The organism is Deltaproteobacteria bacterium (genome assembly GCA_020848745.1).
GTDB lineage: Bacteria > Desulfobacterota > Binatia > UTPRO1 > UTPRO1 > UTPRO1.
In genome coordinates, this window is the sequence record JADLHM010000149.1 from 90,098 (window position 1) to 102,684 (window position 12,587).

Sequence of the window (12,587 nt, forward strand, 5' to 3'; positions counted from 1 at the left end):
CCGACCGCCGTCAGTGCACGTATCCGAGCGCGCGCAGGCGCTCCTCGCTGGCGGCGTCGATGGACGTGCCGGTCGACTCGACCGCGATCGACTCGGCATGGCTCTGCACCGCGCTCATGTCGGCCGTGAGCTTGTTGGCAACCTCGGTCTGCGCCGCGATGAGGTCCCGCTGCTCGCCCGGGTCGGCGACGACGTCGAAGAGCTGGTGCTCGGGGAGCCCGCGCGGGTTGCCGGCGTTGGCATGGATCACCTTCATGCCGCCGCTGCGGTACGCCTGGAGGCTGTTGCCCTCGAGCTCGCTCTCCGCGAACGCGTGATCGCGCGGCGCCGGAGCGTCGGCGGCGAGCCCGAGCGGCTTCCCGACCATCGCCTGCGGCACCTTCAGGCCCGCCGCCCGGATGAGCGTCGGCGCGACGTCGAGACTCGAGACGGCCGCGTCGCTCACGACGCCCCGCGGAGCGTCCGCGCCCGCCTTCACGATCAGCGGCACCGCCAGCTGCTCGTCGTAGAGCGTGGTGCCGTGCCACCAGCCGCCGTGCTCGTGGAACTCCTCGCCGTGATCCGCGGTGAGCAGGATCACGGCGTCGTCGTAGAGGCCCTTGGCCTTCAGCTCGGCGATGAACTTCGCGAGCTCGCCGTCGAGGAAGCGGATCGCTCCGTCGTAGGCGTCGCGGTAGGTCTCGGCGAGCGACGGATCGGGGTTCGGGTTGGCGACGCGCGCGTACGCCTCGCCGTTGTACGGGTGCACGAAGTACGGATCGTGCGGCTCCATGAAGTGCAGGAACATGAAGAACGGCCGCTGCGGGTCGCGTGCGGCGATCCAATCGAGCCCGTGCTTCACCACGACGTCCGCCGGCTGGTAGTAGTTCTCGACCCACTTCTTCTTGGAGACGAAGCGCTCGCGGATGAGACGCAGCTGGTTGTAGATCGTGAGCTGCGCGGCCGACTCGGTTGCGCCGAAGAAGAACTCCGGCTCGAGGAAGACGTACTGGTCGAAGCCCTGCTGGAAGCCGAAGAGCGGCGCGACGTTGATGTTGTTCGCGAAGCCGACCGTCGCGTAGCCGGCGCCCTGCATGACCTCGGCGAGCGTAACGACCGCGTCGGGGAGCGCGTCCGATTTGTGGATCGCCCGGTGCGACGACGGATACAGCGACGTGAAGATGGTGCCGAACGACGGCCGTGTCCACGACGCCTGCGCGTAGGCGCGCCCGAAGCGCGTACCGTCGGCGGCGAGGCCGTCGATCACGGGCGTCCGATTCGTCTTGGCGCCGTAGCACGAGAGGTGATCGGCGCGGAGCGTGTCCACCACGATCAGGAACACGTTCGGCCCCTTCGCGGGCTGACCGACCGCGCTGCGCGCGGGTGCGGACAGTTCCTTGGGGGCGCCGAGCGCCATGACGGCGCGCGCCGCGAGCACGGCGACGATCAGTCCGCCCACCGCCGCGAGGGGTGACGCCAGCCGCGGCTGCCGACGCGCCAGCGCGCGCCAGGCCAGAAAGGCGACCACGAAGAGCGCGAGCGCCGCCGCCGCGGAGGCCAGCTGGAAATGCAGGGGCGACAGCGGCGCACCGTCGAAGGTCTCGTTGAAGACGTCCCGGAACACCCGGAAGCGGCCGATGATCGTCGCCAGGACCGCGAGGACGGACGCCCCGGCGAGCCCGCAGGCGGTCGGCGCCGCCACCCGCGTCACGACTCCGAGGCCGGCGCCGATGCCGAGCCCGACGAGCGCGCCGACGCCGCCGTACGCCAGAAGCGCGAAGTACAGGAGCCCGGCGTCGAGCCCCAGGTGGCGCTCGGCGATGACGATCGCCGCCTCTCCGAGACCCACGACGACGCCGGCGAGCGCGCCCCCGGCAATCGCGCTCCCGAGCGCTCCGTTCGACGACCGGGGCGAGCTCAATCCGGGAGCTCCGCCAGGAGGTCCGCGTCGGTGTGCGTCGCGCGCAGCCCCTTCGGCGAGATCTTGAAGACGTCGGCCGCCTTCCAGTGCAGATACCGGTTCTGCTCGAGCCACTGTACGTGCGGCGCCACGCTCTCGTAGCTCTCGCCGAGCCGCTCGACGAGGTGCTGGCGGGTGTGCAGGAACGGCATGTCCTTGTTGGCGTCGTTCGCCTGACGGTACTCCTTCAGGATGCGCCGCCTGATCGTGTTGTCGGTCATCGGTTCGTGTCGATCCTCCGTCGAAATGCCCCGCCGTGACGTGGGCGGGTACCCTTGCCATCGTCCCCCGGAGGGGCGCAAGGCCCCCTCGCGGTCAGCGCCCGAGCGGCGCCTCCGGCGCCTCCGCGCCGAGCCCCGTCGGCGCGCGTCGTCCGAGGAGGGACGCCTCGTAGACGGCCGCCGTCGCACGCGCCATCCCGGCGGCGTCGAGCTCGCGCTCGGCCCGCGCGCGCGCCGCGTACCCGGCGCTCCGCAGCCGGCTCCGGTCGTCGAGGAGGGTGAGCGCCGCATCCGCGAACGCCCCCGGATCACCAGCGGGGACCACGGCGCCCGTCGTGCCGTCGACGACGAGCTCGTCGATGCCCGGCACCCGGGCCGCCACGATCGGCCGGGCGGCGGCCATCGCCGCGGGCACGAGGTCGAGCGACGGACACTCGGAGGCGCCCGCGAGACAGAGCATCGCGACCCCCCCCAACACCGACACCGGATCGTCGCCGATCCGCGTGACCGTCATCGCCGGTCCGAACGTGGCGACGCGCTCGCCGGCTGGAGACGGCGTCGCGTCCTCCTCCGAGCCGTCGTCGAGCCACACGAATCGCGCCGCCGGGTGGCGCGCCGCGATCCGTACCGCCGTCGCCCCGAAGAGACGCCGACCCGCGTCGCCACCGCCCGCGCCTCCGATCACCAGCGGACGGTGCCACACGCGGTCGCGGAGCCCGTCGAGCACCCCGAGCGCATGCGCGCGGCCGAGATCGACCCCGTCGTACACGACCCGCACTTGCCCCGCCGGCAGATCCGCCTCGGCGCTGATCGCCGCGGCGTGGGCGCGCGTGTTGGCGAGCACCGCCGTCGCGCGTCGATAGATGCGGTGGAGCAAGGTGCGCACGCGCCGCTGCTCGCGCGGATCGCCGGCCCGGCTCGCCACGATCACGACCGGGATGCCGGCGAGTCGCGCCGCGAGCGCCCCGTACGCCGCACCGGCCGGCAGGATGGCGTGCACGAGGTCGATCCCGTCGCGCCGAAACGCGCGCGCGAGCGCCACGAGCCTCCCCGGCTCGTACGCGTGCCGCCGCGGTAGCGCCGTGACCGGAACACCGAGCGGGCCGAGACGCGCGGCCGCGGGACCCGCCGCGCCGGCCAATACGTAGACGTGCGCCCGGTGCCGCCCCGCGCCGAGCGCCCGCACGAGGTCGACGACGTGCCGCGCCACGCTTGTCCGCGCCAGCGTACCGACCACGAGTGCGACGGACACCCGTCCGCCCGCGATCGGCCAGGCGCTCGGCATGCTGGACCGGTGACGCACGCGTCCCGGGGCTCAGAGACGGACGATGTTCCCGCCGATGAAGTCGCGCAGCGCGTTCCGCGTGTCGACGATCATCGGCGCCAGATGGACGATCTCGGGGTAGTTGAAGCAGCTATGGTCGGTGAGCAGCACGACGCAGTCCGTCCCGGCCTCCAGCGCCGCCCGCACGGGCACGTCGCTCATCTCCATGCCCTCCTCGCGGATGGTCGGCGCGTAGGGATCGCTGTAGGTGACCTTCGCTCCCTTATCGAGGAGCATCTTGATCACGTGCAGCGCCGGCGACTCGCGCACGTCGTTCACGTCGCGCTTGTACGCAACCCCGAGGACGTGGATGCGCGAGTTCCGCACCGCCTTGCCGTCGTTGTTGAGCGCGTCGGTCACCTTGTCGACGACAAACTTCGGCATCGACTCGTTGATCTGGCCGGCGAGCTCGATGAAGCGCGGCTCGAAGCCGTTCATCTTGGCTTTCCAGCCGAGATAGAACGGGTCGATCGGGATGCAATGCCCGCCGAGGCCGGGGCCGGGGTAGAACGGCATGAAGCCGAACGGCTTGGTCGCCGCGGCGTCGATCACCTCCCAGACGTTGATGCCGAGCTTCGCCGACATCAGCGCCAGCTCGTTCACGAGGCCGATGTTCACGCTGCGGAACGTGTTCTCGAGGAGCTTCACCATTTCGGCGACGCGCGTGGACGAGACCGGCACCACCGAGTCGATGCTCTGCTCGTAGAGCGCCTTCGCCACCTGCGTGCAGTGTGCGGTGACGCCGCCCACGACCTTCGGGATGTTGCGCGTCTGGTACCGCTTGTTGCCGGGATCGATGCGCTCCGGCGAGAAGGCCAGGAAGAAGTCGTGGCCGACCTCGAGGCCGGCCTCCTCGAGCGCCGGGAGCACCACCTCGTCGGTCGTGCCGGGATAGGTCGTCGACTCCAGGATCACCAGCTGATCCGGGCGGATGTACTTCTTGATCTCCGCGACCGCGGCCAGGATGAACGTCATGTCCGGATCCTTGGTCTTCCGCAGCGGCGTCGGCACGCAGATGTTGATCGTGTCGCAGTCCGCGATGACGGAGAAGTCGCTGGTCGCCGCGAGGCGCCCGGTCGCGACCAGCGACGCGATCTCCTCGTCGGCCGTGTCGACGATGTACGACTTGCCCGCATTGACGGCGTCGACCTTGCGCTGGTCGACGTCGATACCGACGGCCCGAAAGCCGGCGCGCGCGAACTCGATGGCGAGCGGCAGTCCGACGTAGCCGAGACCGATGACGCCGGTACGCGCCTTGCGTCCGCGAATCTTGTCCAACAACTCCATGGAAGCCTCCTTGGGGATCGACGGCCGGAACCGTCACGATAGAGGAAAGGGGTCGCGCCGACGACCGCAAAAACGCGCGCGGCGCGTCCTATAGCAAGAGCACGGGCGGGCTCACCGCTCGCAAGCGGCGAGCGCCGCCACGACGGCGTCGCGATGGCGGTCGACGCCGCGGCCGATGAAGACGGCCTGGGTCTCGACGTCGTCCTCGAGCTTCACCCAGCCGAGATCGACGCGGCCGCACGTCACGTTGAAGACGCGGTGCCAATCGCGATCGACGAGGCGGACGAGACCCTTGGCCCGGATCACGTCCGGCGGCAGCGCGTGAAGCAGCCGCTCGAACGCGACCTGCTCCAGCGGACGGCGGCCACGGTAGGCGAACGATCCGAATCCGTCGCGGGCGAGGTGCGCGGACGTCGCCGGCGGTACGCCCGCGACGCGCGCCCGGTGGCCGGCAATGTCGGTCGCGAAGAGCACGTCGGCGTCCACGGCGCCATGCAGGCTCACGAACTGGAGCGCGCGCGGGTTCAAGCGCGCGAGCCGCGCCCGCACCCGCGCCAGCGTCTCCGGCCCGGCCAGGTCGGTCTTGCTCACGACGAGGAAGTCGGCGGCCGCGATCTGCGCCGCCGCGACCTCGGTTTCGTCGAGGAAGCGCTCGACGTGCGCGGCATCCACGACCGTGATGACGGCGTCGAGCTGGAGCCCGGCGTTCTTCACCCGGTACGCGAGCGGCTCGGGGTCGGCGAGACCGGTCGATTCGATCACGATCAGATCGGGCCGCGCCGTCTCGATGATCTCCTGGATCGCCAGGTCGAATCGGTACTCGTCGATCGAGCAGCAGATGCAGCCGCTCGAAAGCTCCACCATCTTCTCGACGTAGTTGAGGCCGGTGACGACCTTGCCGTCGACGCCGATCTCGCCGATCTCGTTCACGACGAGCGCGACGCGCTTTCCGGCGAGGCCGTGCGCCAACGCGTGGACGAGCAGCGTCGTCTTGCCGCTCCCCAGGAATCCCGTGACGACGTCGACCGCGACGTGCCGTGCCGACATGGCGCCCTACGCGACGAGCGACGCGCCGATCATGTCGGCGGGGACGGTCTCGCCGAAGAGCCGCAGGATCGTCGGCGCGACGTCGTAGATCGAAAGATCGCCGAGGTCTCCCCTGAGCGGCGAGGCGCCGTCCAGGGCGGCGAGCACGAACACTCCGAACCAGTCGTGGTTGGCTTCGTCGGGGCCGGTGTCGTTCTCGAACGTATGGATCCCGCCCATGCCGACCGCGCCCACGGAACGCCACGCGAGGTCCCCGAAGTAGACGATCAGGTCGGGCGCGACGCCGCGCACCTCGCGGTAGATCTCCTGCGGCCGGAACGCGCGCGATCCGAGCGGTCGGCCGCGGTGGTCGGTGATCGCGGCGATGCCGGCGATGAGCTCGTCGCGCACCCGTTCGTAGTCGCCGGGCTCCACGAGCCCCTCGGGCTCGCGCCCTTTCACGTTCATGAAGCAGCGGCCGTAGTAGCCGCCGTCGCCCCAGGCTCGCGTGCGGCTCCAGTCGATCGCCACCTGGCCGATCGGCGTCGGCGCGGAGGGCGGATTGCGCAGCGTGAGGTAGCTCTCGCGAATCAGCCACTCGTTGAAACAGATGCCGCCGTCCATGCGCTTCGACCCGTGGTCGGACACCACGAGCACGATCGTGTCGCGCGGCACGAGCTCGAGGAGCGCCGCGAGCTCGCCGTCGAGGTGGCGATAATAGTCGCGAATCGCGGTCTCGAAGGGGTTGCCGGGCTCGTACTTGTGGTGTTCCGGGTCCATGGAGCTCCAGAACCCGTGATGCAGTCGATCGAGGCCCATCTCGACGAGCATGAAGAAGTCCCAGGGATGGGTCTTGGCGAGGTGGCGCGCGACCGCCCAGTGCTTGCGGGTCTTCGCGTACACGCGCTCGAGGAGGGCGTGTTTGTCGGCCGTTCGGAAATCGTCGACGTCGAGAACGTAGCCGCCGGAAGCCGCCTCGACCTCGGCCTTCAGGCTCGCCGGGTAGGTGTAGGTCGCTTTGGTCGACGGCGTGAGGAAACACGTCACCATGTCGCCGACGATCGGCCGCGGCGGGTAGGTTTGCGGCACGCCGAGGACGATCGAGCGCTTGCCGCTCGCGCCGAGCAGGTCCCACGACCTCGGCGCCGTCACGTGCGTCGAGTTGGCGAATGCGTAGCCGTCGTAGGAGTGGTCCTTGCGGTTGCGGAACCCGTAGCAGCCGAGTTGGCCCGGGTCCCTGCTCGCCATCATCGCGGTCCAGGCGGGCACCGTGATCGGCGGGTTCGTGCTGAGGAGGCGGCCGTGCGCGCCGCGCTCGAGGAGGCCGGCGAGCGTCGGCATCTCGCGCCGGAAGACGTCGAAGACCAGACGCGGCGGCGCCGAGTCCAGCCCGACCACGAGAACCCTGCGACCCACGTACCCTCCCCCCGAGCGGACGTCAGGACGTTCCCGGCCGCCGCAAGCGCGCACTCGTCGCCATGAGGAGCCGAGCATAGCGCGCGAGATCGTCCGCGCCCACCAGGACCGTGTCCCGCACCCGCCATCCCGACTCCCGGACGAACACGGCGAGCAGGATGCCGGCCGCGAGCGAATACGAGATCGCGGTCGAGAGCGCCGCGCCGACGATTCCGAAGCGCGGACTCAGGACCAGGTTCGAGCCGGCGTTCACGGCGAGCGCGACGCCGGCGGCGACGATGTTGATCTGCTGCCGGTTCCGGCTCGTGAAGTTGCGGCTCAGGATCTGGTACAGCGAGATCATGATGATGCCCGGCAGCATCATGAACATCGGCGGGATCGCCGGGGCGTAGCGGCTGCCGTAGAAGAGGACCATCAGCTGGCTGCCGACGCCGGCATAGAAGACGGCCGCGACGAGCGTCGCGAAGAGCGTGTGCCGGCACGTGACGGCGGTTCGCTCGTGCGCCGCCTGATCCGGCGAGCCCGCGAGCTTCGGGAAGATGACGGTGCCGATCGCGTCGGGAATCTGCAGGATCGGGTTCGTCATGTTGACCGCGATCGAGTAGAACGCGACCTGCTCCGGGCTCAGGAGGAGCGCGATCAGGTAGAGGTCGATGCGATAGTGGAGATGGGCGGCGAGCGTTTGGACGTACGACTTGGCGCCGAAGCCGAGCGTGCCGCGCCCGACTTGCCGATCCCAGCGGAACCCGAACGGCGCGACGCGATGGCACTGCATCAGCAGCCAGAGATTGCAGACCGCCAGCACCGAGACCTGCGATATGAGTGCGGCCCAGAGCTTGCCGTGGGCGAGTAGCAGCGCGGTCGCGATGCCGACGAAGCTCAGGATCGCCTTGATGATCGACTGCAGATTGTATGCGTTGAACGCCTCGACCGCCTGCAGGATCGCCATGAAATAGCTCTCGATCAGCAGGAACGGCACCAGCACGAGCGCCAGCCAGACGTACGACGAGGGCGCGCCGTCGGTAAACGGGTCGATGATCCAGTGCCCGGCGAAGTAGCACGTCGTGAGCAGGGCGAGCGACACGACGAGCGTCAGAACGAGCGAATTCGACGCGACGGTCGACACCGGCACCTTGGCCCGCCGCACGTAGTAGACGTTCGCTTGCGCCACACCCATCTTCGCGAACGTCACGAGCGTCTGCGGCAGGGTGATCAGCAACGTAAAGAGGCCGCGGTCGTGCGGACCGAGCACGCGCGCCGTGATGATCCCGGTGCCGAAGCCGAAGACGACGAGCATGAACCGGGAGCCGATCAGCCCGGCGATATCGAGCAACATGTTGCCGCTCGCCTTGCGCTTCATGATCCGCTCGCCGCCGGCGCCGCTCCGTGGTTGGCGACGACCGGCCTGAAGCGCGGCGGCAGCTTGTAGACGGCGCCGCTCGGCCCGTCCGCCACTTTCTCCGCTTCGGCGAGGAGTTCGTCCCAGAGACGGGTCACGCGCTCACCGACCGGATTGGCGGCGGCTCGCTCCTCCTCCGGCTCGCGCACGACGTGCGTGACGCCGTAGGGCGCGAGCGCCGCCGCGAGGTCGCCCACGCCGGCGAGGCGGCGGTAGTCGATGGCGCCCTGCTCGAGGGGGCTCGCCAGGGTGAAGGGCCGCAGGATGTGGTAGGGATGCGGAATCATCGCGAGTATGAGCACGTTGCCGTCCGCCGGCACCTCGCGGTTCACGAGATCCCAGAGCGGATAGCGGCGCTCGTAGCGGCGGAGGAAGGCGTCTTCGGAGAGTCGTCCGACCGCGACGCGGAAGCTGTCGGGCGCCAGCGGAGCCGCCACGCGGAAGGCCGTCCCCCCCTGCCAGAGGGCCGTCGCCGCGAACACGGCCGTCACGGCGCGGCGCGCGCGCGGTCCCAGGTCGGCGAGCGTACGGAGGGCGTACACGGCGACCACCAGGACGAGCGCCAGCGCCGGATGGATGTATCGCGGATGCGCCCACACGCCGAGGACGACGATCGCGCCGTACCCGAGCCCGACTCCGGCGAGAATCCACGCCCGCGGGTCGCGACGCACCAGCACGACCGCCGGAGCGAACGCGAGCAGGAACGGCCCGACGTCGTACGCGAAGCGGCCGACGTTCTCGAACGCGTACGGCGCCATCGTCGCGTCCCACGGGAAGCGCAACGCTTCGCGCCACGAGCCGTACGCCCCCCCGCCGCGCTTCTGGGCGTGGGTTTGCCGGTAGGCCGCGTAGTAGTCGTCGAGCCCGCGCGCGGCCTCGGCGCTCCAGTATCGACCGCCGAAGACGCCGTAGCCGAACGGGAAGATGGGGTTCCCGGTCGCGACCGCGTTCCGCAGATAACACGGCGACGCGACCAGCATCGCCACGAGCCCGAATCCGATCGTCGCGCGCAGCGCGGGACCGATCCCGCCGCGGGCGAGCGCGGTCGCGAGGATCACCACCCCGAGCAGCGCCGGCGCGAGCACCCCCATGAGCTTCGTCCCGGCGGCGAATCCGCCCATGACGGCTGCGAGCGCGAGCCAACTGCGATGGTCGGACTCGCGCCACGCGAGCACGCCGATCGTCGCGGCCACCACGTAGAGCGTGAGCGCGAACTCGACCCAGGCGCGAACCATCAGGGTCGCGGTGAAGGGCATGCAGAAGAAGAGCAGCGCCGCCCATGCTCCGACCGTCCGCCCGAAGGCGCGGCGCCCGAGCGCGAACACCGCGGCGGTCGCCAGCACGCCGAACGCGACGTTCACGAAGCGCGCCAGCACGTCGCCCCGCAGCACGAAGGCCGCGGTGAAGAGCATGTTGACGAGGTACTGCATGTACCCCCAGAAGCTCCACGGCGTCGGCACGAAGCCGCCGGACTCCGCGAAGAGGCGGGGGTACACGAGCTGATACTTCGTCTGGTCGCCCCCGACCGCCGGCGCCATGACGAGCACGCACTCGATCGCGAGGAGCCCGGATGCGAGGACCACCGCCACACGGGCGCCCGCCGGGGCGGCCGCGGCGAAGCGACCGGCCGCGCGCAGCCCGCGCGCGACACCGCTCACGGCCTCGCGTCGACCGATCCACGCCGCCGCCGCTCCCGCGGACACGAGCGTCGGCAGCCGGAGAACGCCGAGGATCCCGAGCGCCAACGTCGCATACGCGAGCAGGCCGAAGCCGAGGCCGAGGGCGAAGATCGCCTCCTCAGCGCCGTCGGCGAACGGCACCCCGCGCAGGCAGCGCCGCCCGACGCCGTACAGGACGACGAGCAACGCGATCAGGATGACGGCGTCGAGCATCAGCTCAGATAGCTTGCCGCGTAGACAGCGTACACAAGGGCCGCCCATCCGAGCAGCGCGAGCACGAGCGGCCAGGACGGCCGGGGGTTGGAAGCGTCAGTAGACATGGGGCACGAGGCGGGAGGTGCGCGAGGCGTAGGCGGCGTACTCGGGGCATCGCGCCGCCAGAGCGCGCTCCTCGATCTCGATGCGATGGACGACTGCGGCGAGGAAGAGGCCGCTCAGCGCGAGCGTCCAGCGCGCGGCGAGAACGAGCGGCAGCCCGAACGCCAGCGCCAGCTCGGCGAGGTACATCGGATGGCGGATCCGTCCGTACCAGCCGCGATCGATCAGACGCGCAGGCTCGACCGGAGCGACGAGCGGGCCGAGCTGATCGCCGAGCGCGCGACCGGCGCGGCGGTACCCGTGGACGCCCGCGGCAGCCAGCGCGGCGCCCGCGAGCTGCCACGCAGCGGCGGGGCGGCCGTGCAGCCACCATTCCACCGGCGCCGCCAGCAGGAGCAGGTAGAAGAGCGCGTGATGCCGCCGCACGAGCGCGAGGTCCGCGGCGCTCGCGACGAGGTGGCGCGGGGCACGCGCCGCCTCGGGGTCGACGAAGCGCACGAAGAGCGCCGCCAGCGTCGCGAGATGGGCGGCGAGCGGCCAGAACCCGATCAGGCGCCGTCCTCCGGACTGGCTTTCAGGCGGAGCGCGGGGGCCGCAACACGCGCGCACGCGATCTCGACGGCGCACCACACCGCGACGGCTCCTACCACCAGCGCGGCCTCGCGCGCCAGGACGAGAACGGTCGGCCAACCGAGGAGGCTCCCGAGGAAACCCGCGCGCGTAAGCCCGTCGATGTGGATCTCCCGGAAAATGGCGACCGGCGCGATGTAGTATGCGTCGGAGAACGGCCACAGGAACTGCGCCCCCTCGGGAGGGCGCGAGTCGATGGTCAGCCAGTCGAGCAGGAGATGCGAGCCGTACGCAACCGCGAACGCGAGGGCCGTCGGCAGGAACCGCTTCCCTCGCAGGCTCCGCGCGACGATCCCCGCCAGCGCGCCGAAGATCACGGCGGCGAGGATCGTGTGGCTGACGCCCCGGTGCACCAACCCGGGGCGTCCCACCACGAATCCGATCAGGAAATCGCAGTCGGGAAGATTCCCGATCACCATGAACGACACCGCGCGCCGCCACGCCCCCGCCGACGATCGGTCCCGGCTCGGGACGCGTCGCGCCGCGCGATGAACGAGATAGCCCGCCGCCGCGTGCGCGATCGGCAGCGCCATGGAGCCTCGTCAGTTTGCGGCGCGACGCTCGACCGGCTCGGCCACGTCGGCCGCCGCGGGCCGGATCGGCTCCACCACGCGCAGGCGCGGCGGCTTCTTCCGGAGCATGAAGCGCTTCTTCACGAGAAAGAACAGGTTGTAGAAGCCGTCGCGCCAGATGTTGAGCTTCGATTCGCCGATGCGCGCGCCGTAATAGATCGGCATCTCGAGGCAGCGGATGCCCGGGTGGGTGAACGCCTCGATCTTGATCTCCTCGGAGAGCGCCATGCCGTTCGACGTGAGGTCGAGCTCCGGGAGGATTTCCTTCTTGAACATCCACATGCCCGACTGCGAGTCGATGATGAACTTGAAGTAGAGCGTCATCATCGCGCCCGAAAGGATCGCGTTCCCGAGGAGGCGGATCGGGCTCTTCACCTCGCCGCTCTTCGAGTACCAGCGGCGAGCGGTGATGAAGTCGACCTTCTCCTCCAGCATCACGTACAGGAGAAGCGGCACGCTGTCCGGCGGGTAGGTTCCGTCGCCGTCCATCGTCACGATGATGTCGCCCTTGGCTGCGGCATACCCCGCCTTGTGCGCGTAGCCGTAGCCCTTGCGGCTCTCCTTGACGACACGTGCTCCCGCCGCGGTCGCGACCTCGGCGGTCCGGTCGGTCGAGTTGTTGTCGACCACGACGACCTCGTCGATGATCGGCGGCATCTGCGCCATGACGGCCGCGATGCCGTCCTCCTCGTTGTGGCACGGAATGACCACGGAAATGCGCTTGCCTCTATACATGTGGGGACCTCCGGTCGAATGGGGTTTGTGAGGTGGGAGGG

11 protein-coding genes are annotated in these 12,587 nt (G+C 70.2%); all 11 read right to left on the reverse strand.

Features of this window, described 5'->3' with window-relative positions; genetic code table 11:
- Positions 1 to 10: 10 nt before the first annotated feature.
- Complete coding sequence (locus IT293_21555) at positions 11 to 1,900, reverse strand: sulfatase (GenBank protein MCC6767245.1); 1,890 nt, start codon at positions 1,898 to 1,900, stop codon at positions 11 to 13.
- Complete coding sequence (locus IT293_21560) at positions 1,897 to 2,160, reverse strand: hypothetical protein (GenBank protein MCC6767246.1); 264 nt, start codon at positions 2,158 to 2,160, stop codon at positions 1,897 to 1,899. The genes IT293_21555 and IT293_21560 overlap by 4 nt, the downstream gene beginning before the upstream one ends.
- A 94-nt stretch (positions 2,161 to 2,254) precedes the next feature.
- A complete protein-coding gene (locus IT293_21565; protein ID MCC6767247.1) occupies positions 2,255 to 3,463 on the reverse strand; it encodes a glycosyltransferase in 1,209 nt (402 codons plus the stop codon).
- Between the two features lie 12 nt (positions 3,464 to 3,475).
- Complete coding sequence (locus tag IT293_21570) at positions 3,476 to 4,771, reverse strand: nucleotide sugar dehydrogenase (GenBank protein ID MCC6767248.1); 1,296 nt, start codon at positions 4,769 to 4,771, stop codon at positions 3,476 to 3,478.
- Between the two features lie 111 nt (positions 4,772 to 4,882).
- Positions 4,883 to 5,818 carry a GTP-binding protein gene (locus IT293_21575; protein ID MCC6767249.1) on the reverse strand — a complete coding sequence of 312 codons (936 nt, stop codon included), beginning with the start codon at positions 5,816 to 5,818 and terminating at the stop codon, positions 4,883 to 4,885.
- 6 nt (positions 5,819 to 5,824) lie between these two features.
- On the reverse strand, positions 5,825 to 7,291 hold the full coding sequence (locus IT293_21580; GenBank protein MCC6767250.1) for an alkaline phosphatase family protein: 1,467 nt from the start codon (positions 7,289 to 7,291) through the stop codon (positions 5,825 to 5,827).
- Positions 7,236 to 8,573: a flippase gene (locus IT293_21585; protein ID MCC6767251.1), complete on the reverse strand. Its 1,338-nt coding sequence runs from the start codon at positions 8,571 to 8,573 to the stop codon at positions 7,236 to 7,238. Before IT293_21585 ends, IT293_21580 begins: the two co-directional genes overlap by 56 nt.
- Positions 8,570 to 10,504, reverse strand: a complete 1,935-nt coding sequence (locus IT293_21590) for a glycosyltransferase family 39 protein (GenBank protein ID MCC6767252.1) — start codon at positions 10,502 to 10,504, stop codon at positions 8,570 to 8,572. Before IT293_21590 ends, IT293_21585 begins: the two co-directional genes overlap by 4 nt.
- Before the next feature lie 96 nt (positions 10,505 to 10,600).
- Positions 10,601 to 11,218, reverse strand: a complete 618-nt coding sequence (locus IT293_21595) for an isoprenylcysteine carboxylmethyltransferase family protein (protein ID MCC6767253.1) — start codon at positions 11,216 to 11,218, stop codon at positions 10,601 to 10,603.
- The gene (locus IT293_21600; protein ID MCC6767254.1) at positions 11,158 to 11,772 is read right to left on the reverse strand and encodes a metal-dependent hydrolase; all 615 of its coding nucleotides are present in this window, start codon (positions 11,770 to 11,772) and stop codon (positions 11,158 to 11,160) included. Before IT293_21600 ends, IT293_21595 begins: the two co-directional genes overlap by 61 nt.
- 9 nt (positions 11,773 to 11,781) lie before the next feature.
- Positions 11,782 to 12,546: a glycosyltransferase family 2 protein gene (locus IT293_21605; GenBank protein ID MCC6767255.1), complete on the reverse strand. Its 765-nt coding sequence runs from the start codon at positions 12,544 to 12,546 to the stop codon at positions 11,782 to 11,784.
- Positions 12,547 to 12,587 lie beyond the last annotated feature (41 nt).

What these genes read in the sequence shown, in the direction of transcription:
- IT293_21600 (MCC6767254.1), bottom strand. Translation starts at nt 11,772, where the DNA reads ATGGCGCTGCCGATCGCGCACGCGGCGGCGGGCTATCTCGTTCATCGC.
- IT293_21570 (MCC6767248.1), bottom strand. Translation starts at nt 4,771, where the DNA reads ATGGAGTTGTTGGACAAGATTCGCGGACGCAAGGCGCGTACCGGCGTC.
- IT293_21580 (MCC6767250.1), bottom strand. Translation starts at nt 7,291, where the DNA reads ATGCTCGGCTCCTCATGGCGACGAGTGCGCGCTTGCGGCGGCCGGGAA.
- IT293_21605 (MCC6767255.1), bottom strand. Translation starts at nt 12,546, where the DNA reads ATGTATAGAGGCAAGCGCATTTCCGTGGTCATTCCGTGCCACAACGAG.
- IT293_21585 (MCC6767251.1), bottom strand. Translation starts at nt 8,573, where the DNA reads ATGAAGCGCAAGGCGAGCGGCAACATGTTGCTCGATATCGCCGGGCTG.
- IT293_21560 (MCC6767246.1), bottom strand. Translation starts at nt 2,160, where the DNA reads ATGACCGACAACACGATCAGGCGGCGCATCCTGAAGGAGTACCGTCAG.
- IT293_21575 (MCC6767249.1), bottom strand. Translation starts at nt 5,818, where the DNA reads ATGTCGGCACGGCACGTCGCGGTCGACGTCGTCACGGGATTCCTGGGG.
- IT293_21590 (MCC6767252.1), bottom strand. Translation starts at nt 10,504, where the DNA reads ATGCTCGACGCCGTCATCCTGATCGCGTTGCTCGTCGTCCTGTACGGC.